Source organism: Acididesulfobacillus acetoxydans (assembly GCF_902729405.1).
Lineage (GTDB): Bacteria > Bacillota > Desulfitobacteriia > Desulfitobacteriales > Desulfitobacteriaceae > Acididesulfobacillus > Acididesulfobacillus acetoxydans.
Window position 1 is genome coordinate 2,238,820 of the sequence record NZ_LR746496.1, and the last position, 23,648, is coordinate 2,262,467.

At 51.8% G+C, this 23,648-nt stretch carries 20 protein-coding genes and 1 riboswitch; of the genes, 19 read left to right on the forward strand and 1 reads right to left on the reverse strand.

Features of this window, described 5'->3' with window-relative positions:
• The first annotated feature begins 9 nt into the window (after positions 1–9).
• Positions 10–185, forward strand: a riboswitch (cobalamin riboswitch).
• Positions 186–320: 135 nt separating this feature from the next.
• The 19 genes from MNU25_RS09920 (at position 321) to MNU25_RS10010 (ending at position 21,915) form a co-directional block, all read left to right on the forward strand.
• Positions 321–1,118, forward strand: coding sequence for an alpha-ribazole kinase (locus MNU25_RS09920; protein WP_240984916.1), 798 nt, complete (start codon positions 321–323; stop codon positions 1,116–1,118).
• Positions 1,119–1,229: 111 nt separating this feature from the next.
• Positions 1,230–2,474 (forward strand): CbiQ family ECF transporter T component, encoded by a 1,245-nt coding sequence (locus tag MNU25_RS09925; protein ID WP_240984917.1) that lies wholly within the window; start codon positions 1,230–1,232, stop codon positions 2,472–2,474.
• Between the two features lie 245 nt (positions 2,475–2,719).
• Positions 2,720–3,583 (forward strand): HPr(Ser) kinase/phosphatase, encoded by an 864-nt coding sequence (gene hprK / locus MNU25_RS09930; protein WP_240984918.1) that lies wholly within the window; start codon positions 2,720–2,722, stop codon positions 3,581–3,583.
• A 208-nt stretch (positions 3,584–3,791) separates the two neighbouring features.
• Positions 3,792–4,046, forward strand: coding sequence for a hypothetical protein (locus tag MNU25_RS09935; protein WP_240984919.1), 255 nt, complete (start codon positions 3,792–3,794; stop codon positions 4,044–4,046).
• A 95-nt stretch (positions 4,047–4,141) separates the two neighbouring features.
• On the forward strand, positions 4,142–4,285 hold the full coding sequence (locus MNU25_RS09940) for a hypothetical protein (protein WP_240984920.1): 144 nt from the start codon (positions 4,142–4,144) through the stop codon (positions 4,283–4,285).
• 319 nt (positions 4,286–4,604) lie between these two features.
• Positions 4,605–5,783, forward strand: a complete 1,179-nt coding sequence (locus tag MNU25_RS09945) for a uroporphyrinogen decarboxylase family protein (RefSeq protein ID WP_240984921.1) — start codon at positions 4,605–4,607, stop codon at positions 5,781–5,783.
• Between the two features lie 556 nt (positions 5,784–6,339).
• Entirely contained in the window at positions 6,340–7,704 is a 1,365-nt protein-coding gene (locus tag MNU25_RS09950; RefSeq protein WP_240983734.1) for an ISNCY family transposase, read from the forward strand.
• 26 nt (positions 7,705–7,730) lie between these two features.
• Complete coding sequence (locus MNU25_RS09955) at positions 7,731–8,774, forward strand: uroporphyrinogen decarboxylase family protein (RefSeq protein WP_240984922.1); 1,044 nt, start codon at positions 7,731–7,733, stop codon at positions 8,772–8,774.
• A 95-nt stretch (positions 8,775–8,869) separates the two neighbouring features.
• On the forward strand, positions 8,870–10,360 hold the full coding sequence (locus tag MNU25_RS09960; RefSeq protein WP_240984923.1) for a sugar ABC transporter ATP-binding protein: 1,491 nt from the start codon (positions 8,870–8,872) through the stop codon (positions 10,358–10,360).
• Positions 10,361–10,373: 13 nt separating this feature from the next.
• On the forward strand, positions 10,374–11,369 hold the full coding sequence (locus tag MNU25_RS09965) for an ABC transporter permease (RefSeq protein ID WP_240984924.1): 996 nt from the start codon (positions 10,374–10,376) through the stop codon (positions 11,367–11,369).
• 74 nt (positions 11,370–11,443) lie between these two features.
• Complete coding sequence (locus MNU25_RS09970) at positions 11,444–12,496, forward strand: substrate-binding domain-containing protein (RefSeq protein ID WP_240984925.1); 1,053 nt, start codon at positions 11,444–11,446, stop codon at positions 12,494–12,496.
• Between the two features lie 103 nt (positions 12,497–12,599).
• Positions 12,600–13,868, forward strand: a complete 1,269-nt coding sequence (locus tag MNU25_RS09975; protein ID WP_240984926.1) for a uroporphyrinogen decarboxylase family protein — start codon at positions 12,600–12,602, stop codon at positions 13,866–13,868.
• 57 nt (positions 13,869–13,925) lie between these two features.
• Positions 13,926–14,549 carry a cobalamin B12-binding domain-containing protein gene (locus MNU25_RS09980; RefSeq protein ID WP_240984927.1) on the forward strand — a complete coding sequence of 208 codons (624 nt, stop codon included), beginning with the start codon at positions 13,926–13,928 and terminating at the stop codon, positions 14,547–14,549.
• 92 nt (positions 14,550–14,641) lie between these two features.
• Positions 14,642–15,637 carry a uroporphyrinogen decarboxylase family protein gene (locus MNU25_RS09985; protein ID WP_240984928.1) on the forward strand — a complete coding sequence of 332 codons (996 nt, stop codon included), beginning with the start codon at positions 14,642–14,644 and terminating at the stop codon, positions 15,635–15,637.
• Between the two features lie 215 nt (positions 15,638–15,852).
• Positions 15,853–16,809 (forward strand): DUF5107 domain-containing protein, encoded by a 957-nt coding sequence (locus MNU25_RS09990; RefSeq protein ID WP_240984929.1) that lies wholly within the window; start codon positions 15,853–15,855, stop codon positions 16,807–16,809.
• 35 nt (positions 16,810–16,844) lie between these two features.
• The gene (gene galT, locus MNU25_RS09995) at positions 16,845–17,837 is read left to right on the forward strand and encodes a galactose-1-phosphate uridylyltransferase (protein ID WP_240984930.1); all 993 of its coding nucleotides are present in this window, start codon (positions 16,845–16,847) and stop codon (positions 17,835–17,837) included.
• Positions 17,838–17,975: 138 nt separating this feature from the next.
• Positions 17,976–19,400, forward strand: coding sequence for a galactokinase (locus MNU25_RS10000; RefSeq protein ID WP_240984931.1), 1,425 nt, complete (start codon positions 17,976–17,978; stop codon positions 19,398–19,400).
• Positions 19,401–19,513: 113 nt separating this feature from the next.
• Positions 19,514–20,512 (forward strand): UDP-glucose 4-epimerase GalE, encoded by a 999-nt coding sequence (gene galE, locus MNU25_RS10005; RefSeq protein ID WP_240984932.1) that lies wholly within the window; start codon positions 19,514–19,516, stop codon positions 20,510–20,512.
• Between the two features lie 173 nt (positions 20,513–20,685).
• Positions 20,686–21,915, forward strand: a complete 1,230-nt coding sequence (locus tag MNU25_RS10010) for an ROK family transcriptional regulator (RefSeq protein WP_240984933.1) — start codon at positions 20,686–20,688, stop codon at positions 21,913–21,915.
• Here the strand turns inward: MNU25_RS10010 and spoVB are convergent.
• A complete protein-coding gene (spoVB, locus tag MNU25_RS10015; RefSeq protein WP_240984934.1) occupies positions 21,912–23,459 on the reverse strand; it encodes a stage V sporulation protein B in 1,548 nt (515 codons plus the stop codon). The two genes, MNU25_RS10010 and spoVB, sit on opposite strands and share 4 nt — an antisense overlap.
• Positions 23,460–23,648 lie beyond the last annotated feature (189 nt).

The window sequence follows — 23,648 nt, forward strand, 5'->3', positions numbered from 1 at the left end:
AATAAAAATAATTCAGAAAAGGTAACAGGTGCCCCAGAGGGGGAGAATAGGGAACCGGGTGTGAACCCCGGACGGACCCGCCACTGTAAGGCAGAGTTTTGATGCTCACAGCCACTGGAAAACCGGGAAGGTGTGTCAGAACGATGAAGCCGAGCCAGGAGACCTGCCTGTGACCGGACGTTCATGAGCAATGGTAAAGTTCATGGTCAATTTTCCACTTCGGTTTATGAACCAAAGAGGAGGGTGACTATGGACTTTTTCTTATGTCCAGGCGGTCCATGGTTTTCCGTCTCGGCCAAATTGGGGTTGGGAGGTGAAAAATGGGTTATCAGGGACGCGATGTGCAAGTCACTACGGCGCAAGGGTTTTGCCTGGTGGCTACCTGCGATTCCAGTGGCGCGATTGGGGAGAAAGAAATGGACCGAGTCCGGATACCCGCGTACATTACCGGTCGGTTTACCACGCGGGTTGCACTTCTGGAGGTGCTGGCCACCGGGGCCGAACCGCGGATCGTGACAGCGGCTATTTGCAATGAGCCCGATCCTACCGGAGAGGAAATCCTCCGGGGGATCCGTGCCGAACTTCGGCAGGTAAGCGAGGAGACATTGCCTCTCGCTATCAGCTGCGAAAAAAACATGATTACCCGGGAGACCGGCTTGGGGATCACGGTGGTGGGACTGATTGAGGCCGGTAAGCTGCAGATTGGGATGACGAAGCCGGGTGACGCTGTATATTTGTTGGGGTTGCCCAAGGTGGGCTCTGAAGTCAGCTGTCCGGAAGACCCCGAGATTGTACAAACTCCGCTGATCCGGGCTTTACGGGGCACACCCGCTGTCCATGACATTGTCCCGGTGGGGTCCAAGGGGATTCTGGGCGAGATCCGGACACTTACGGAAGGATTGGGGTTGGAATTCTGCGATGTGAACCCAGTGGAAAAGAGAGAGGAGCGGGCAGAGGATGCTTTCTCCGGAGAGAAGCCAGACTTGGAGAAGTCGGGAGGACCGGCTACCTGTGCTGTGGTTACTGTAGAAAAAACTGCAGCATCGGATGTTCTTTTGCAAGTTCGGCGGCAGTTGTGCTGTTCTGTCCCCATCGTGCGTCTGGGATCGGTTAGTTAGCAGTCAGATTCCGCATAAAGTCTAAGACAGGAAGCGAATCTGAGGAAAATGGATGAAGTTCCGGGAGAGGTGGAGGCGCCATGATCCGTCGAAAAAGAGAATGCCTTTGGCTTGCAGAACCTGGGGCTGAAGAGCAGCGAAGCGGCCGAACGGGTAGAAGAGGCGCTGGGCGTCACCGGTTTGAGCGGTGCCCGTGACAAGCATCCCTATGTGTTGAGCCGAGGTCAACGCCAGATGTTGGCCGTGGCCTCAATCATAGCGCTGCGGCCGGAAATTCTGGTGATTGATGAGCCGACGGCCGGCCTGGACCGGCTCGGAATACAAAAGCTGATGGCTCTTGTTCAGCAGCTCAATCAAAGCGGTACGACCATTATTATGATCTCCCATGATCTGGAGTTGGTGCAGACCTATGCCAGTCGTGTGATTGTGCTGAGAAAAGGGCGGATCTGGCGGGATTGCCGGATTCAGGACTTGGCTTTGCCGGATGAAATGCGGTACGCAGAGAATGAGTCTGAGGAGAATAGCTGTGAGGAGCATAGCCGCGAGGAGAGTGAGTACACGCAGGAGAAGCACAGAGGGAGGTTTTGGCAGGGGCTGGACGTGCGGACAAAAATGCTTCTCTTTCTCATCGCGGCTGTCTCAGCCTATCTGTTCAAGGGCCTCATCTACAATCTGACTTTAACCGCGCTGATCGGAGGGTTGGCACTGGCGGCAGGGGCGCGACCGCAACGGATAATCAGAGCACTTCTTCCCCTGTTGCCGGTTTTTCTGCTCATTGTTTTGGTCGATGCGCTGCGCTGCGGATCGAGTCTCGCAGGGGCGAACAGTGACGTAATCTTCTATGTCCTGCCTAGTCATACCCTAGCCTTGACCAAAGGCGGAATTGAGTCCGGTTTGAACTTCCTGTGGCGAATTTTCATGATGGTTTTTGCCACCGTGTTTCTGACGACGACAACTCCGGTTGAGGAGTTTGTTCGCCTTTTGCATAAGTGGCGTGTGCCCCCTGTGGCTGCTTTCACTTTGACGACTGCCCTGCGCTTCATTCCTGCTCTGGATCAGAAACGCCGGCAGATCTTGGATGCCCAGAAGGCGCGTGGGGCCAAGTTTGAAGGCAAAGGGCTTGTCTGGCCTTTTAAGGCATATATTCCGCTCATGGTGCCTCTGCTCATCTATTCGATTGTTCTGGCCAATTCCCTGGCCATGGCGATGCTGAATCGGGGGTTTGGCTTTACGCGCAAGGTCACTCAGAGCCAAACCCTGAGGTTCAACGCGTGGGATTTTGCCATCAGCGCTATGGGGGTGGCCCTTTTCTCGGCAGAACTTTATCTCCGCCTTGCTCTGCATGGAGGAGCTTGACCGTCACAGTTTCAGGATAAACAGTAAAAGGTGAGAAATCCCAAAAAAACGGTTTTCCAGCCAACAGGAGTTCATTTGCTTTGTTAGAACACCGGTTTAAGGTATGGCCGGCGATATGGAGCCATTAAACCGGATACCCGTGGAGGATCCGACTTAAATATGCTAAGATTGGCAGGACGAAATAGCTGGCGAAAATGAATGAAGCCAGGGAATCAACTTATATTGGCGGGAAGGGTCGATTGGGTATGCTGACAGTACAACGATTGGTCGATGAATTCGCCTTTGATGTTGTTGCAGGTTTTAAGGGTCTCGGCAAGGAGATTACGGATCCGACCTTAAAACGGCCCAGTGCGGAACTGGCGGGTTTTCTGACTTATCTTACTCCCTCCCGGCTTCAGGTCTACGGGCGTACGGAAATGGGTCTGATTGAACAGCTTGGACCGACGGTGCGGATGAATCATCTGGAGAAGGTGCTGGTACCAGAGGTGCCGGGGCTTATTGTGACGCGCGGCCTTCCGGTCATTGAGGAACTTAGGGTTCTCGCCGACGAGCGGGAAATCCCCTTAATGACGACCAATAAGTCGACCACCCGTCTCTTTTATGTCCTGATTCGCTATTTGACCAATCATTTAGCTCCCTGCACGATTGTACACGGTGGACTGGTGGATGTCTTCGGGGTCGGGGTGATGATCACAGGGGAGAGCGGTATCGGCAAAAGTGAAGTGGCTTTGGAGCTGCTCAAGAATGGGCATCTAATGATCGCGGATGACGCCGTGGAAGTGCGCCGCGTCGACGAAGAGAGTCTGCGCGGTCGGGCCCCTGAAAGGATCAAGAACCTGTTGGAAATCCGGGGCCTCGGTATCATGGATGTCACTAAGCTGTTTGGGGCCGCCGTGGTGCGTGACGAGAAGGACATCCATCTTGTGGTTCATTTAGAGGAGTGGGAAGAAGGCAAAGCCTATGACCGGCTGGGTGCTGAAATGAAAACCAGGGAAATCCTCGGGATTCCCCTGGAGGAAATCATTATCCCGGTTCGACCGGGCCGCAATTTAGCTTCCATTATCGAAGTTGCCGTGATGCAAAAACGTTTGAAAAAGTTTCAGAGATAGGTTAAATTCCGGCAGAAAATGACCGGTTCACCTGTGAAAGAAGTACGACGCGGAGGAAGAACGTTTCTCTGACAAGCCGCATACGCTGACAATGGGAAGACAGGCAAACTCCGTAAAACTCTGAAGTCGCGAGAAATCCGACCCGTTTTCTTATCTTCTGGACCTCACGGTCAAATAAGAAATAAGAAATAAGAAAGGGTGTTTGCAAATGCCGGTATTTCCTCCTTCAGGTTTCTTTCCTGGCATTCCGTTTGTGACGGCTCTGTTTGACCTCTATCCTATCGGCACGCCACTCATTGTCGGGATGGACGCCGGTTACTGGACGGGAGCTTTCGGCGGAATCCAGGACGGGGTAGCCTTGTTGACCAATGCTTTGCTCCATTCGAATAGTGGCGGCGGCATCGACGGAATTCGATCGGTTGTGCGGATTCCTCTGCGCGGTATCACATTTGTCAGCCAATAAAGAATGGGCGGAGAAGGGAAAGGGATCGGCTTTGGCCGGTCCTTTTCTCTCCTAGACTAGTGGGAGCACAGCGCCATTTAGAGTATGTATGGGCCATGAGCAGAATCTCATGGTGGATTTTGGATATTACGACGATTGAAAAAAAGAAGCAGGCATTGGTGTTCTCTTGCCAACAGGCCGCCGAGCAAATGATCAAGCAGGGCAGTGGGCGAAAAATTATCGATATTGCGCATCAATAGGCAGTGTAAATCCTTCGTCTGTAGGGTTAGCCGCATATGATGCTTCCAAGGGCGGAGTTAATAGGGTCATGCCAGGGTGGAGGTTGGCTTTTGGGTAGGGAGCAGGTTGCCGTGCCGCAGCGGTATTTGTGCCATGCGAAGTGATAGGACTCGCGCAAAAAAAGTCTTGACAGAATGGTCAAACAAATCCATAATAAGCTTATAAACTTAATTGATTTAATCAACTTTTTGGAGGTTAGATAGCGTAAGTCGGCGGTATTTTTGATCTCACCGATTATCGGAAATAAGCCATGGATTAAGGGGCAGTGGGGATCCAGGAATGTTCCACAGAAGAGGTGCTTTGAGGCAAAATGTGCATGAAAAGGGATCTTCCCGTGGATCCGAAACAATGGAGCAAAACCGCTATAGGCCAGGCCAGCGGGCGGCATTTCATGATAAAAATATGGAGCAAGAGGGGTGTTGGATATTGCGATCAAAAGAAAGAGTGCAGATGGCTCTAAGCCATGAAGAACCGGATAGGGTTCCATTTACTGCGACATATGTGCCTGAGGTTGTTAAAAGATTAAGGGCGGTAAAAGGTGAAGGTGAGTATGATGTTGGGGTGGCCATGGGCAATGACTGCGTTAAAACTGCAGTTGGCCTGGAAATGAGCTTTTACGGCTCAAACGATCCCGAATATACCTGCAAATGGGGCATTCGGTGGAGAAACGTCACCAACTATACCGGCCATTATACGGAAATCATAGACCACCCGCTTGCAGGTGACGAAAGTCAGCTTGATTCCTTTCAGATACCGGATCCGCTTGAAGAAAGCCAATACGATGACTGCAGGAAGATTATTAAACGGTACGGGAAGGAAAAATGGATCATTGGTTCCTGCCAGATAAGTATCTTCGAAGCCTCATGGTATTTACGAGGGCTTGATCAGTTCATGATGGACATGGCTCTTAACAAGGATTATGCCCATGCCTTGATGGACAAGGTCATGCAGTTTCCGTTAAAAGCAGCAAAAAAATATATACAACTCGGCGTCGACATGGTGTGGTTCGGAGACGATGTTGCGACGCAGACTAATATGATGATCTCGCCGCCTATGTGGAGGGAGTACCTTAAACCAAGGTATGCAAAGATTTTTGAGGAGTGTAAGAAGACTAATCCCAATACAAAAATAGCCTATCACAGCTGCGGCAACTGTGAAGCGATTATTCCGGAAATGATTGAAATTGGGCTCGATGTTCTGAATCCTATTCAACCAGCTTCCATGAATCCATTTGAAATTAAGAGAAAATACGGAAAGGATATATGCTTATTTGGCGGTTTGGATGTGCAGCACACCATGCCTTTCGGAACGCCCGAGCTAGTCAGAACCGATGTAAAGAGGCTCATTGAAGGATGTGGAAAAGGCGGAGGGTACATTTTGTCCCCGGCTCATCACATACAATCAGATACTTCCAATGAAAATATATTTGCCTTCTATGCGGCAGCGGATACATTTTAGGCACAAATAGTTTGGGAGGAAGGTGTTACTAAATCTTTTATCCGCAGCCCCTTATAGAACGGTCAAACCAGTTGAAAAATATATAATTGAAAACTTAATACAATTAATGAAGATTCTTGTGAATGATATGAGAAGTACTTGATTTAGATTTGGACTAGATTTAAATTCCCCCCCCCAGAGAGCAGAGGTGTTTTTGTTTGGAGAGGTTTATTAAGAATAAAACCCGGTTTGAACAGGCTTATGAAAGGGTCCTAAACGCTTATTATCACAAAGAGGTCAAAGAACCGCCAGTTATAATTTGCGACGTCAATTACTGGGTTCAGAGGGATACTCCCGACGACTATTTTTCAGATTTCAGTTCGATGGTTAATTAGATTGCCCTGAAAAACTAAGCAAACTCTGTGCAAAAATCCCTCGAAACAAAAAGGAATTCACTAGGATTTTGTGGAAATTTAGAAGTGACCAAACAACGAAACTCCACAACCACCCTTTAGAGAATTCCTCGTTCCTGTGGTTCTCCAAAGGGACATGAAAATCCTTTTTTGGGGGGCAAAAAATGTTACGACTTCGCAACGAACAGCTTACAATTTGGGACTCCATTTTGCCGAAGGAAGTGCTGGAACTAAGCCCAGAACTCAAGACGGTTGATCGTCTCTTGGATGATGAGCGATTTATGGAGCCCTTTCTCTCTCACTGGAATATTCGTATTGGCCGACCAACTGTTCCGGTGGAAACTTATCTCCGTCTAATGTTTCTCAAATTCTGTTATGGATTTGGCTATGAAACACTTGTTAGCGAAGTCAGTGACAGTATCAAATGGCGGCGGTTCTGCCGCGTTGATCTCGATGCCTTAGTGCCGCACAGTACGACATTGATCAAGCTGAGCCAGAAATACGGGGACGAAATCATTGAGGATCTGAACAAAAAACTTGTTACTAAGGCGAGTCAGGAACAGATGACACGGAACCGGCGGCTGCGTACGGACACTACAGTAACCGAATCCAATGTTCACTACCCAACGGATGCCCATCTGCTGGCGGATGCAGTAAAAACCATAACCCGACAGGCGAACCGCCTTTGCGATCAAGTGAGTGGCACAGTTCCTAAGATGAGGAATCGTTTTCGTTCAACGAAAAAACGGATACTGGAAATCGGCAAGACCTTGAAACGGCGAAGCCATGAGGCGGTACAGGAGGTTCGCAACATCACGGATAAGCTTGTGGATAAAGCGATTGAGACGATTTCCGATGCCCATCGGATAATGGATAAAGTTGAAGAGACTTGGGGCGAGCAAATAAGCCCAGCTCTAAAAAATACGATCGAGAAATTGGACAAGCTCATTCATACCACGGACAAGATTGTCAATCAAACGCTTCAGGTGAACAGCGGAAAAACACACATCCCGCAACGGGTAATTAGCCTCTATGATCCTGACGCGAGGCCTATCCAGAAGGGCAAGTTGAAGAGCCCGACGGAATTTGGCTATAAGACCGAAATCACAGAGAATGAAGACCGTCTGGTTACGGATTACAAAATCCATATAGGCAACCCCAGCGATGAAAGTTTGCTCTTGGGCACCGTGAGACGCCACATCGAAAACACTGGGCGGATCCCTTACGCTGTTGCCACTGACCGTGGTTACAGCAGTGGTAAGAATGAAGCAGCTTTAACCGAACTGGGGATAAAACGAATATCCATCCCAAAGAAGGGCAAGAAAACTCAGAAGCGACAAACCCATGAAAGGCAAAGATGGTTTCGACGTCTGCAAGCATGGCGTGCTGGTGGAGAAGGAACCATTAGCATCTTGAAACGTAAATATGGCCTGGGGAGGAGTCTGCTCAGAGGACACCGCGGAGTTAGCATCTGGGTGGGATTTGGCATACTGACCTACAATTTAAGAAGATTGGCCGCCATGAATTAGGAAATGGCAAGGAATACCCCTCTACAATGCCGGGGATTCATACTGATGTATTCCGATCCCAGGGGGTCGGTCAAGGGACGGTTTGCAAACCTACTTTTTCAGGGCAATCTAATTATCAAGCGAGTAAAATCGAGCAACATCTTGAGAAAACAGATGACGATTATATTCCGTTTATGTTTCCATGGTATGGAACGGGTGTGGTACCGTCTGCACTTGGCTGTAGTATAGCGTTTGAGAAGGGTCTTGACCCCGCCGTAGCAGGCAAGGTAATTAATGAGCCCCAGGACATTAAAAGGCTGACGATGCCCGATCCATATGAAGACGGATTGATGCCTAAGGTTCTCGCATGTATCGATTATATGGTTGAAAATACGGATATGCCGGTATCTTTCACCGATGCTCAGGGACCGCTAAATATAGCCTTAGGTCTTTGCGGAGTCGAGAACTTCTTTGCCTGGATGTACGAATATCCTAAGCATGTACACGAGATCATGGATTTTTGCACCGAGGTGCTAATCTCCTGGTTAAGGGTTCAAAAAAAACACGCCGGGCAAAAGATGACGAGCGGTGCTTTTCCTCATGGGATTGTTCTGCCAGAAGGGTTTGGTGGAGTCTGGATTTCTGACGACGATTGCACAGTCATTTCCCCGCGGCTCTATGAAGAATTCGTAGTCCCCTATAATTCGAGGGTTTTTCGAGCCTTTGGCGGTGGGAGTCTTCACTTTTGCGGAAACGCGGAGCATCAGCTGGAGAATTTTTCTAAAATCGATGGTTTAACGGCAATAAACAACTTCTGTATGGGAAACTTCAACCAGATTGTAAAAATGCAACAGATGTATAATAATAAACTGCCGATAATGGTTTGTGATTTTACCCCGCTTCATATAGAACAATACTATTCTGAACTTGTTGATGCTATCAAATTTAAAGGGATAATTCTTGCCACTTATGTTGCGCCGGATTATGCTCTCGTGGGTGGAAAGTATGACACTGTAGCGAGGGATGTGGACCAGATTACAGAGGAATCAAAGGAAGTTATATTCAAGCTTGTTCACAGGAGAAGCCCTTGAGAGAATCGCGAAGTGACCGTGTTGCGCCTGACTTGTCTAGGCGAAGGTGACTACGGGTGCACGGATGACTGAGGCACGGAAAGCGTGGTGTGACGTTGAACAGTTCAGTCGAATTCAAAGGAATAACGAAGACATTCCCGGGCGTAAAGGCTTTGGACGGGGTGAGCTTTCTAGCCCGCGGTGGCGAAGTGCTAGCTTTGGTGGGTGAGAACGGCGCGGGCAAGAGCACTCTGCTCAAGGTTCTTAACGGTGACTACCAGCAGGACTCAGGACTCTATCTGATTGACGGCGCGGAAAGGCATTTTAAGACGCCGCAGGAAGCTATTGCAGCTGGCGTGAGTGTAATTTACCAGGAACGGCAAGTGGTTCCCTACCTAAACGTAGCGGAAAACATTTTTATGGAAGAGATTCCCGTCATGCGCAGTGGGCTGATAGATGTTAAGCAACTCAATGCTCGGGCCCAAAAGGTTATAGATGAATTTAAACTACCTATCAGACCGACAACCAAGGTAAAAGATCTATCGGTAGCGTACCAGCAGATGGTTGAGATTATGAAGGCTTATCGTCGGAGTCCGAAAATTATTGCCTTTGATGAGCCGACAGCGAGTCTTTCTGAGTCCGAAATTTCGACTCTTTTCGAAGTTATAGAAAGACTGAAGGCCAGCGGGATAATTATCCTCTATGTTTCCCATCGTATGAAGGAGATTTTTCAGATATCCGACCAGGTTGTGATCCTAAAAGACGGAAAATATGTAACCCAGTTGCCGACGCGTTCGATTACAGAACAGGAAATTGTCAAACTAATGGTCGGACGTGAATTGGGGGATATCTTTAATGGCTTGAGCAGGAACGAAGAAATCGGTGAAGTTGTCCTCAGGGTTAGCGGTCTCACAAATGACTATATTCACGATATCGGTTTTGAGCTCAAAGCGGGTGAGATTCTCGGTTTTGCCGGGCTGGTAGGAGCCGGCCGGACCGAGACAATGCGCGCGATTTTCGGCGCGGATAGGGTTAACTCAGGGCAAATCTTCTTCGGAGGCAAGCAGAAACGGGTTGAAGCACCGGAAGATGCTATAGCCTGTGGCTTGGCCCTCTGTCCGGAAGACCGTAAGGATCAAGGAATCGTTGGGGGGCGGTCCATTGCGGACAACATTAGCCTAGCTATTTTAAAGAAGCTGAGCAAGATGGGATTTCTGGATAAGCCGAAGGAAAGATCCCTTGCGGAAGATGCCGTCCGGGAGTTGCGCATACGTACTCCCTCCGTGGACAAAAAGGTTGGAGAGCTGTCGGGGGGTAACCAACAGAAAGTGATCCTAGCCAGGTGGCTTGCCGCTAACCCCAAGGTGTTGCTACTTGATGAACCGACAAAGGGGATCGATGTTGGCTCTAAATCGGAAATCTATCAATTGATTTGCGACTTGGCTAAAAGAGGCATCGGGATCATCTTGGTGTCTTCTGAGCTTGTTGAAGTTCTTGGTTTATGCGACCGGATTATTGTTATGAGCCAGGGGCGGATAACCGGTGAACTCAAACGCAAAGAGGCTAACGAAGAAAAAGTTCTGGAATTGGCAATGGCCGGCATGTAGGAAGGGGTAAGAGATGGGCAGTCATGATGAGATAACTTCGGACAAGCAAGTCCTTGGCCTCGTAGGGCGGGCTTTCAAAGCTGAAAAGGTCGGGCTTTTGATTGCGTTACTGGTTATGATCATCGTTTTTTCGGTATTGACCCAAAACAAGTTTTTGTCAGCAAGCAACATCATTGATATTTTCATCGCCTCATCTATGGTGGGGTTAGTGACAATCGGTGAGACATACCTACTCATTGCTCTGCAGGTGGACCTTTCCGCCGGCTCAGTTGCGGGATTCTCAGGTGTGCTGGTGACACTGTTGTTGTCATGGGGATTATCCATGTGGGTTTCCATCCCGGTGGTGATTGTCGTAGGAGGAATAATCGGTTTCCTGAATTCCCTCATGGTAAACAAGCTTAAACTGGAACCCTTCATTGCCACCTTGGCTTCCATGTCGGTATTCAGAGGTCTAGCTTATATTATTTGCGGTGGCAAGTCTGTTTTCGTGATGAACAACACTTTTCTCACGATGGGAGTGGGGCGCATATTCGGTATTCCTATCCCAGTCATCATATTCCTGGTAATGTTTCTTATCTTTGGCATCGTTCTGGCACGGACTCGTTTCGGCAGAAGCGTTTATATGATAGGGGGTAACGCCACAGCAGCCAGGCTGGCGGGGATAAATGCCCAAACCGTCAAAGCCAAGCTCTACATTATGACAGCCGCTTTTGCGGCGCTGGGCGGTATCATCCTGGCGGCGCGTATGAGTTCCGGCCAACCGGATGCCAGTGTCGGCTTGGAGTTTGATGCCGTAACCGCCGCAGTGCTGGGGGGCGTGGCATTTTCCGGCGGCATAGGTACCTTAGGGGGAGCGCTGATCGGCCTAATAATTATGCAGGGTTTTAACAACGGGCTCATGATTCTTAATGTCCAATCCTTCTGGCAAACAGTGGCCAAGGGTCTGTTGCTCGTCGCCGCGTTGTCCTTTGATTACGTTCGCAACTTAAAGCGGAAAGCCAAAACCTGATCAAGTATCCCGCCCGGGATATCCAAGGATATCTCATTCGGGATAAATGATAAAAAAATTAAGGGGGAAAAAGAATGAAAAAAGTCTGGTCCATTCTCAGTGTCTTGGTCGTGACCGCCCTCGTCTTGGCAGGATGCGGTACCAATGCGGCCCAGAACCAGAGCAAGGGGGGAAATGCCGCACCCAAGAAAACCCCGAAGGTTGCCTTTATTTGCAAGGATCTATCACAGCAGTGGTTCATCGGAACTTCAAATGCCATGAAAAAGGCCGTGGAGGCCCGGGGAGGAAAGTTCTTCGCTCTCGACTGTGCCATGAGCCCCGATAAGTACATGACAAACCTTGATAACGTCATTTCGCAAAAAGTCGATGTTCTCATCGTCTGTCCTCCGGATCAGAAATTAAGCCAAGCGACTGTCCAGCGCTGCCAAGCGGCAGGGATTAAGGTCATGGCCGACGATGACGGCTTAATTGATGCCAACGGCCATCATATTGCCCCGGCTCTAGAACTTGACGCTTATAAGGTGGGGCAAAGCCAGGGTGATTGGCTGGGGAATTACGTAATCGCTCACAAGTCTGACGCGGAACCGGCATCAACTGCCCTTCTGGTTTTGACTGTGCCCACAGTATCTTCGATCGTGCCCCGTTCGCAGGGTGCCATAGACGAGTTCAAGAAAAAGGTTCCGGATTTCCCCGCAAGCAAAATCATCCAGAGCCCATACGACGGCACCTCAGATAAGGCATTTAACGTGGCCGCCGCTACGATTACAGCTCATCCGGAAATCAAAACATGGCTTGTGGTAGCCCCGAATGATGAAGGGGCTCAGGGAGCCACCCGCGCACTGGAGCAAGCCGGCAAAGACAAGCAGGCCACAGTTGTGGGCTTGGGTGCCTACCTAGCCAAGGACGAGTTTAAAAAACCGTATTCTGCGTTCAAAGCAGCAGCCTATCTGAACGAATCAGAGGATGGTACAATAGCTGGCAACGCTGCTATGGATTGGATCCAAAAGGGATTGGTCCCCTATGCAAAATACAAAAAGCCCGGTTCAAAATTTGGGGTTTATCCGTTTGGCGCCGAGATGGTTGACAGAAGCAATTACAAGCAGATTATGGGGGCGGATGCCAACTAATGTAACGTTTCAAGCGGCCGTTAGGGGTAATATCTTCGCGTCTTCACGAAAACGTCCGTGGAGGTATTGCCCTGCCGCTGCAATGAATTTCGGAGGTAAGCACATGACACTGACATCGAGGGAACGACTGATACTCACGCTCAACCACGAAGAACCGGATAGGGTCCCGCTTGATTTGGGAGCCACGGCTCAGACCGGTATCAATGCCAGCACGCTGTATCAATTAAGGAAAGCGCTGGGGTTGCAAAGCAAGCCGATAACGGTACATGAGCCCGCTCAAATATTGGGGGTTGTTGACCGGGATGTAATGCAGGCCCTGGGAGTGGACGTGATTGGCCTATGGAATCCCGTCAATACGGTAGGTGTTAGGAATACCGATTGGAAGCCGTGGACAATGCCGGACGGCACGCCAACCATGATGGCGGGGGGGATGCGGCTTTCTGTTGATGACAGCGGAAACACCTACCTATATCCCCAGGGAGATGCGTCCGTCTCCCCGAGCATGAAGATGCCGGCGGAGGGCTATTCTTTTGACAATATTGATCGCGGCGGCGACTATGACGAGGATGCTCTGAATGCGCGGCGGGATTTTTCCGAGGATTTCACGGTTTTTGACGATGACACGGCTAGATATCTGGAGAGCGAATCCGAGAGGCTCTACGAAACCACAAGTTACGGTATCGTCGGCAACTGGGCTGGCGGTGGCTTCGGCGACGTTTTCACATTGCCGGCACCCTGGCTAACAAAGGTGCCCCATGGTATTCGCAAGATGGAAGATTGGCTGACGGCTCACGTTCTCTACCAGGATTACATCCGGGAACTCTTTGATATGCAGTCGGAAATCGCGTTGAAAAACCTTGAGATATACAGACAGGCCGTAGGTGAGAGAATTCAGGTTATATGGGTCAGTGGTACGGATTTCGGAACCCAGAACGGGCCGTTTTTCTCTCCGGAGATTTACCGCAAACTTTACAAACCGTTTCACAAGAAACTCAATGACTGGATCCACAAGAACACGAATTGGAAAATCTTTTACCACAGTTGCGGGTCTGTTGTGAGTTTGCTTGACGATTTTGTGGAAGCGGGAGTTGATATTCTCAACCCGGTGCAATGTTCGTCCGCCGGGATGGATCCGGTGATGCTTAAGCAGAAATACGGCAAAACCCTTGTTTTTTGGGGAGGGGGTGTGGATACTCAGAGGGTATTGCCTTTCGGTACCCCGGAGGAAGTACGGGCGGAAGTCAACCAAAGGTTGAGAATCTTTGCCCCGGGCGGTGGCTTCGTGTTCAACACGATTCACAATATTGTCGGCGGCGTGCCGGCGGAGAATCTGACGGCGATGTATGATGCTGTTAGGGAAAATAATGCATAGTGTGAGGGTCGTCGCGGATGGACGGCGCGTAGGTATGCAAGTTGGAGGTATTTCAACATGTCAACATTTCAAGAAATGGCTGAAGCAGTAATTAGCGGGAACGCTAAGAAGGTAAAAGAGTATGCCAAACAAGCATTGGCCGAAGGGGTTTCTCCGCAAGCTATCATCAATGACGGACTGATTGCCGGAATGAACGTGGTGGGGGTCAGATTCAAGAATAATGAGGTTTACGTGCCGGAGGTTTTGATTTCCGCCCGGGCCATGCATGCCGGAATGGACGTGGTCAAACCGCTGTTGTCCGAGGCTGAGGTGCAGGACAAGGGTACGATTGTGGTAGGCACTGTCAAGGGGGACCTTCACGACATCGGTAAGAACTTGGTGCGCATGATGCTGGAAGGTGCAGGCTACAAAGTGATCGACCTGGGTGTGGATATCGCGCCCGATAAGTTTGCCCAAGCGGTTGAAGAGCATCGACCGCAAATCGTCGGGCTCTCTGCCTTGCTCACGACTACCATGGTCCAGATGAAAAACACGATCGAACGGCTGAAAGACTATCCGGTGAAGGTGATGGTTGGTGGCGCTCCGGTGACGCAGAAGTTTGCCGATGAAGTCGGGGCCGATGCCTATGCCTCCGATGCAGCCACCGCAGTGGAAAAAGCCGAGCAATTGATGGCCTCCTAGAATAGGTCCCACGCTTTCATCAGGCTTCGCTTCTCTCTTTTTACAGGGAATCAATTTCAATAGTTCGATCTCAATACTCTGGGGGTGGGAAAGTGGATAGACACCAGCTTGTTATCGATACCTTAAATAAAAAGGAACGGGACGTAATTCCTTTTCACTTGGATCTGAGCAACAGTGTCAGGCAACGCCTGATCGATTATTTCGGCGATCCGCAGTTCGAAGACAAAGTGGGAAACAGTCTTGCCCAGGAGCGCAACGAGAGTTTTGTAGACTTGGGAAACTACCGGGAAAGAGATATGTTCGGCGTGGTCTGGAACAAGGAGCAGGAGGGAGACTTCGGTGTCGTCGATAATTATCTGCTGACGGAACCAAGTCTGAACAATTATACCTTCCCTAAACCGGATGAAGCACTGATTCGGCAAAAGTGCGAACGATTGGTCCACAGTCATAAGGACCAATTTACCATGTATATTATCGGGTTTTCCTTATTCGAACGGGCCTGGACACTAAGGGGCATGACGGACCTGCTCATGGATTTCTTGTTGAACCCCGCTTTTGTCGAAGAACTTCTGGACCGGATTGTGGAATACAATTTGGCGGTCATGGATATCGCTATGCAATATGATATTGATTGCATCTTTTTCGGGGATGACTGGGGACAGCAGAAAGGGATGATCATGGGGCCCGGTTTGTGGAGACAGTTCCTAAAACCTCGCTTGGCGAAAATGTTCGCCAAAGCCAAAGCCAAGGGACTTTACGTGGCGCAGCATTCATGCGGGGATGTGCATGAGGTATTTCCCGACCTTATCGAGATGGGGTTAGATATCTACAACACCTTCCAGCCGGAAATTTATGATGTGGAACAGATGAAGAGGGAATTCGGCCGGGACATTACCTTCTATGGGGGTATCAGTACCCAACAATTGCTGCCTAAGGCGAGCCCCGAAGAAGTCAAAGCAGAGACGCGCCGCCTCATGACACTCTTGGGCAAGGGCGGAGGTTACATCGTAGCACCGACCCACGCCATACCCAACGATGTTCCGACTGAGAATATCCTGGCTTTTCTTGAGGTTGTCCAACATCAATAGGAGGTATCTTGGAGCATACAGCCAAGTCAAAAGAGCGATTATTGTCCAATCCCCGTCTTCTTGGGTCAAATTTTGCAATAAGGGCAAGGACTCGTGGCAGTGGTGCCAGGAATGACTGAGTTTCGGTTTGAAGAGGTAGGTTGTGACTATTTGAAGTACGAGAATCGGGCACTGGTTGCAGTGAGGATATCCAATTTGGATAGGGGAGCGGAGAGATGACAAGCGACTTATATAGCAGCGTTTTTCGTCAGGCGGAAAGCATCGTTTTGGAGGACGAGGTGCTCAGGGTTACCTTGGTACCCAGTGTAGGCGGAAAAATCGCCTCACTCATTTTTAAACCGGATGGAAAAGAATTAGTGTGGCAAAATCCCGCTCCGGGGTTCTTGACATCTGGTTACGATTCATCTTTTGCCACAGGCGACATGAGTGGGATCGACGACATGTTTCCCACAATTGATGAGTGCTTCTATCCGGATGGACCGTGGCAAGGAACGAGAATGCCGGATCACGGGGAAGTATGGTCCCTGCCCTGGGATTATCAGGTTAATAGCAACACTAAAGAGGCGACATTGTCTGTTTTTGGTGTAAGGATTCCCTACAAACTGAGAAAAACCTTGAGCTTAACGGGGGGTAGGCTGGATATCAAATATATACTCGAGAACCTAAGTCCTTTTGCCTTTAAATTCATTTGGGCCCTTCATCCTCTTTTCAACGTCGACCAATATACGCGCATTGTGCTGCCGGAATCTGTGACTAGGGTTATTAACGTCGGTAAATCTCCTTTGAGACTGGGGGCTTACGGGACTATCCATTCGTGGCCGATCACCGAAAATAGCTCGGGAACGTTTTATGACATGAGCAAAATCGTGCCATTCGGGCAGGGGAACTGTGATAAGTACTACGTTCAAGGTACCGTTCCGGAGGGTTGGTGCGCTTTACGCAACGAACGCGGCGGTTTGGAGGTTCGTCTGACATTTCCTCCGGAGCAAGTTCCGTACTTGGGCATCTGGGTCAATGAGGGGGCGTATCAGGGGCAGTACAATGTTGCTCCCGAACCGAGTACGGGAGCCTTTGATAGGGTGGACGTGGCTGATTGCTGGGGAACTCTGGCCGGTGTTCCGGGCAGGGGTACCTACGAATGGCAGATTAGTATTGACGTCCGGCGGCTTTAAAACTGCGGGATAAGGCTAGGAAGGAAGTGCCGTCTATGACCGAATTACGCTATAACCCTCTCTTGGGGGATTGGACCATGGTGGCGGACAAACGGCAGTTCCGCCCGAACATGCCCCAGGACTTTTGCCCTTTTTGTCCAGGGTCGGGCAAGGTGCCAGAGCACTATGAAGTACTAAAATATGACAATGATTTTCCGGCCCTGATGCCGGAGCCGCCGGAACCGAGTGTGGCCGGGATGGGGCCGTACCGGGTGGAGAAGGCCTACGGTAAGTGCGAGGTGATTCTCTACTCCCCGGATCACCGGGCGACCCTGCCGGAGCTTTCCCTCGATCACATCGTGAAGCTGGTGAACTTGTGGACCAAGCGCTACGTTGAACTGAACCGGGATCCGCTCCACCAATACGTCATGATCTTTGAAAACCGCGGGGAAGAAGTGGGGGTGACGATGCCTCACCCGCACGGGCAAATCTATGCCTATTCGAAGATGCCCTTAAAGATTAAAACGGAGCTGGCCAATTGTCGGGAGTATTACAGCGAGACGGGGCACTGCCTTCTCTGCGACATGAACCGGACAGAGGAGGAGTTCGGAAAACGGATTATCTATGAAAACGAGCATTTCGTGGCTTACCTGCCGTTTTTCACAGACTACCCGTTCGGCTTATTTATCGTGAGCAAAGCGCACAGGACGGGCTTAGATGAATTCACAGAAGCGGAGAAACGGAGTTTGGCCCTCAGCCTGAAAGAGATGATCGGAGCGATGGATACCCTTTTTGATCGGCCTTTTCCCTACATGATGGTGCTGCATCAACGTGCGGCCCATGAGGACGAGACCCGGGATTATTATCATTTCCATATTGAATTCTATCCCCCTTTAAGGGAAGAGAGCAAAATCAAGTATTATGCCTCGTCGGAGATGGGGGCTTGGGCCGCTTGCAATACCCAGGCGGTGGAGCAGACGGCGGAAGCGCTGAGACAGGCGTATCAAAAGTATCTCGAGAAAACCTGGTTAACGAGGGACGCTGAGTGAAAAAGTCCGGTTAGTAAGTGAGAACTTGGCCGCCTTGAGGCGAAGGAGACAGCGGCAAGTTCGTGCGTGTCGTGCGCATCTTAAAATACTCCTAAAATCTCTCGTAAAAATAGCTAAAAGAAGGACGTATTCATTATTATGAACATCGCGGCAAGATTGAGAGATGGGTCTCAGAACGCGGTTCCAAAGGACGGGTCCGGGGCAGCCACTGAGGAGCAAGGACTGCAGAGTTTCGCCCCGGACGATGAATCGAGGATCCAGCCGGACAGCAGGGTCCGGGTGGGAAAATTGCGGGATGGATTTCGACAGGCTTTCGGGCATGAAGGAAATAGGCCCCTGCGTTTCTTTTTTGCCCCGGGCCGGGTGAACCTTATCGGGGAACATACGGACTACACGGGGGGGCTGGTCTTGCCAGCGGCACTATCCAACGGCACTTGGGCCGCAGTGAGTGCAAGGAACGACAGGGTTATCCATCTGGTTTCAGAGGGGTTCGCTCCTCGGGTTGCCTGTGACCTGACGCAAGACATCGTCAACACTCCGGAAGATGGCTGGGCCAACTACCCGAAAGGAATTATCAAAGCTTTTCTGGCCATGGGAGTGGTGGTTCCGGGACTGGATATTTGCTTTTACGGGGACATACCCAAGGGAGCCGGGCTTTCCTCTTCGGCTTCGCTCGAATTGGTAACGGCGGTGGCGCTCAATATCCTGACAGGGGCGGGGCTTGATAGGCTCAGTTTAGTCAGGCTGGCTCAAGAAGTTGAAAACCGTTTTGTCGGAGTGAATTGCGGTATTATGGATCAATTCGCGGTGGGCTTGGGGCGGAAGGGGGCAGCTTTGCTCCTTAACTGCGCCACCTTGGCTTACAGGCATATCCCACTGGCCTTAGGAGAATATCGATTGGTGATCACGAACAGCGGCAAGCAACGCGATCTCGGCGAGTCAAAATATAACGAAAGACGCAGGGAATGTGAGGACGGATTCCGAATTATAAAGAGGTACCGGCCTGAGCTGGCCAATCTGGGCGAACTGGGGCATCAGGAGTGGAAGGAAGTGAAAAAATATCTGCCCGCGCCGACTGCGGACCGGGTGGAGCACGTGGTGAGAGAGAACCACAGGGTGCTCGCTTCGGCGGCTGCCCTGGAGGACGGAGATGTGCTCACATTCGGGCAACTGATGCTGGAGTCACACCGCTCCCTGCGGGACCTTTACGAAGTAACCGGGCCGGAGCTGGACGCACTGTATGAGGTGGCCCGAAAGGCACCGGGCTGTATCGGAACCCGGATGACCGGAGCCGGCTTCGGAGGGTGCACAGTGGGCTTGGTTGAAGAAAAGAGGTTGGCGGATTTTCAAAAGCAGGTGGCTCGAGAGTATGAGGCGCGAACGGGTTTGAGGCCCATCTTTTATCCGGTGAGTGTGGGCGACGGGGCGCGCGAGATAAGTCCGGCCGGCGGAGGCGACCAGAGTGATCCCAACCCGGAGGATCCCAGAGAAGGAAGCGCGCTGTTCTCCGGAGAGGGAAAACGGGAAAACAAGCTCAGGCAGACAGGGACCAGCGGATGCTAACCACAGAATAGCTTGGCTAGACGGGGACCGGTGGATCAAAGGCAGAAGGTCAGTACGCATAGGGCAAGCGTGAAATCAGTTCTGGGAGTAGCGGACATTGTCGAGGAGGGCTTATGGCTATTTTAGTCACAGGCGGCGCCGGGTATATCGGCAGCCACACAGTCAGGGAATTGCTGGAACAGGGCGAGAAAGTGGTCGTATTAGACAACCTTTGCAAAGGGCATGCCGCGGTTGTGCCGGAGGGACTCCTGGTCCGGGGGGATGTGCAGGATAAGGAACTTCTCCATCGCCTTTTCCGGCGCTATGAGATTGAGGCGGTCATTCATTTTGCCGCTTTTTCCCTGGTGGGAGAGAGTGTGCAGGAACCTCTGAAATACTACGAAAACAATGTCGTCACTGCCCAAAGGCTCTTAACGGTGATGCAGGAGTACGGCATCAAAAAATTCGTTCTCTCTTCCACGGCGGCAACCTATGGGGATCCTCAGGGCATTCCGATTCAGGAAACAGACCCGACTATCCCAACCAACCCTTACGGTGAAACAAAACTGGCGATAGAGAAGATGCTCCGTTGGTGCGACGTGGCTTACGGCATCAAGTCAGTGGCCCTGCGTTATTTCAATGCGGCCGGCGCTCACCCGGAAGGAGACATCGGCGAGGACCACCGGCCGGAAAGTCATTTGATCCCACTGATTCTCCAGGTGGCCTTGGGGCAGAGGGACACAATCAGTATCTACGGGGATGATTATGAGACGCAAGACGGCACTTGCATTAGGGATTACATCCATGTTATGGACCTGGCCCAAGCGCATTGGCTGGCTCTGAAGCTTCTGCGGGAGAAAGGGACCGGGGGGATTTACAATCTGGGCAATGGTCAGGGCTTTTCCGTGAAAGAAGTAATCGCCAGGACCCGGGCCGTTACCGGGCATCCGATTCCCAGCCGGGTCAGTGCGCGGCGGGCGGGGGATCCGGCCGTCCTGGTGGCCTCGGCGGCCAAAGCCGAAAGCGAATTAGGGTGGCGGCCCAAGCACTCCGGGCTCGGCGAGATCATTGCCAGCGCCTGGAATTGGCACCGCCGACATCCCTCGGGATTCGCAGACCATGAGGCTGACTGACGCGTAAATAGTAATGTCAGTGCATTCTAGGCCCGGGTGAAATCGGACGTCATGCATATCCGCTGTAGAATTCCTGTCTTCCATTTTCCGTATCTTGTGCTTTCTGTTTACTGTTTTCCGGCTTCTGATTTCTGATTTCTGACTTCTGACTTCTGATTTGGGAGGGTATTCTCATGGCACTGGGCACACCTGTGGGCAGTTTCCAATGGATGAAACTGCAAAACAAATCGAACATCTTGAACACAATACGCCTGCAGGGGCCGGTGTCGCGGGCGGAAATCGCCAGCCTCACTGGGCTGACGCCGCCGACCGTTACGAATATTGTCGCTGAACTGCTGGAAGCGGGTTTGGTCATCGAGAGTGAGCTGGGGGAATCCACCGGCGGCCGCAAGCCGATCATGTTGCGGCTGAACGCCGAGGGGTTTTATGTGCTTGGGGTCTACGCCGGGGTCAGCAAGGTGAAAGCCGTCAGTGCCGGTCTGGACGGAACCATCCGGCAGCGTGCGGTTCTCCCGCTGCCTAAGGAACCTTCTGCGGAGAATTTCTTAAGTCTCGTGAAAGAAACTTTGCGTCAGGTTATTGAGAAGACCGAGGCCAAGCGGGAGAAATACCTGGGGATCGGGGTCGGCATGCACGGTTTAGTCGATACTGAACGGGGGCTATCTATCTTTGCCCCGAATCTCAAGTTGCGCAACATTCCGCTGAAAGCGGAATTGGAGGCCGAATTCAACCTGACGGTGGAAGTCGAAAACGATGTCAGGGCCCTGGCCTTGGGGGAGAGTTGGTTCGGCCAGGGGCAGGGGTTGGCCAATTTTATCTGCATCAACGTTGCTACCGGTCTCGGAGCCGGAATAGTTCTCGACCACAAGCTCTATGAGGGCAGTACTTTCACAGCGGGGGAAATAGGGCACACCACCATTGATATCGACGGGCCCCAGTGCACCTGCGGCAACCACGGCTGCCTGGAAGCCATGGCGGCCGGCCCGGCCATAGCCGAGCGCGCCCGCAAGCGGATTCAGCAGGGTGACTCCTCTCTGCTTAAGGCCTGGACAGACGGCCATTTGGAAGGTGTCACGGCGAAGATGGTTCATGAAGCCGCCAAAGAGGGTGATGAATTGGCCATCGGGGTTTTGGCCGACACTGGGCGTTATCTGGGTATCGGCATTGCCAATCTCCTCAACACCTTGAACCCCTCGCGGATTATTCTTACCGGCGGAGTCGCTCAGGCGGGCGATTTTGTCCTGCAGCCGCTGAAAGAGACCGTGGCCCGGCGGGCCCTGGAGACTCCGGCCCGGGCGGTGTCCATTGTGACCTCGGAGATGGGGGAGGATGCTGATGCCGTGGGTGCGTTCACCCTGGTGCTGCGCCGTATTTTTACCCCGATGGGAGTCAATGAGCTTTAGATATACTTCCCGATCCAAGGTAGCCGTCTGAGGTCGGAAGGCTTGACGGCCCCATTGAAAAACAGTATAAGACCGTAGACGACGAGCCCGGCAGCTACTTGTAGAATATAGCTGAGCGGGCTTTCTCCCGTGCCTAAATACAAGAGGCGAAGGGTCACAAGCATACCGATGCCGGCACTGAGTGGCTGCAGGAGAAAGTGCTGTAAATCCAAAGGCAGACCGGTGTGGCGGGAGATGGCGTGCAGGTTGAGCAGGGCCATAACGACAAAGCCCAGGACATAAGCCAAGGCGGCACCGAGGAGACCCCACTGGGGCATGGCTGTGAGGATAATAATTAGCGGAATGCGGACGGCGGCGCCGGCGATGGAGTGTAGAACCGGGAGTTGAACTTTACCGAGACCCTGTAAGATGCCGTTGGTCGCCTGCTGGACATAAGAGAAAATTCCCCCAAAAACCAGAATCCGCAGGATGGGCGCAATGGCGGGGCTTTTGAAAAAAGCGGTCAAAGGGGTGGCGTACATGAAGAGGACCAGCAGAGCCGGGAGGCCGACGATCACGGTGAGGCGAATGGCTTCGCCGCTGCGCGCCCGGACAAGGTGGAACTGTTTTTGCGCGGCTGCTTCCGAAATGGCCGGTACCAGCGAGGTGGCCAGGGCCAGGGTGAAAACGCTGGGAAATGTGAGCAGGGTGAAAGCCGAGCCGCCCAATTGCCCGAAGAGAGTGGTGGCTTCCCTGGCAGTGTAACCGGCGGCCTGCAGGCGCTGAGGAATGATCATAGCGTCCGCGGCCGAGAGCCCGGTGGACAAAAGCCGGCCCACGGTTACGGGAGAAGAGAGTTGAAAGAGCCGGCGCAAAGTTCCCCGGGTACCGGCGCGGGTAGCACGGGCAGTGCCTTCGCTCCGGAGGGGGGCGTGAGGTCCGAACAGGTACTGGAGGACAATGATCAGCAAGCCGGCAAATTCCCCCGCCAGCATGCCAAAGGCCAGTCCCGCCGCCCCCCATTCCACACCGCGCGGGAGGAAGCGCAGGGCGAGGGTAAAACCGACGCTGATGCGCACGATCTGCTCGCAGATCTGACTGAGCGCGGTGGGCACCATATTCTGTTTGCCCTGAAAATACCCCCGAAAGGCGGAGGCCACGGAAACGACGAAGATAGCCGGGGTGCAGATGAGAAAAACTTTAAGTACCCTGGGGTCGGGAAAAAGCCTGTGGGACATGACGGGAGCAATTTTGTAGAGGGCGAGAGTGACCACGATCCCGCTTACGGTCAGGATCCCCAAGGCTAGGTGAAAGATGCGTGCGGCCTGCTGTTCCTGTCCCAACGAAATCTCTTCGGAGATCATTTTGGAAATGGCCAAAGGAATTCCGGCAGTAGTGAGGACCAGGGCCGTCATGTAGACCGGAAAGACCATGGTGAAGAGGCCATAGGCCTCGCCGCCGATGTGAGTCATGATCAGGTATTGATAGACGAAGCCGAGAATGCGATTGATCAGGTTGGCCGCTAATAAAACCGTGGCGCCGTAAACGAAAGTGCGTTTGACCATAGGCTGCTCCTATCTGCAAATATCCGGGGTTCAGGACGGTCAACTCTTATGTTAGCAAGCCGTGTCTAAAGCCGTGTCTAAGTGGTACACTTTTATCTTAGCGAATACAGAAGGAGTGAAGCCGGACGGGAACGAACCGGCCGAGGGGTTATACGCTCGCGGAGCAGACTCGCTTTGCGCCGGAGCAGT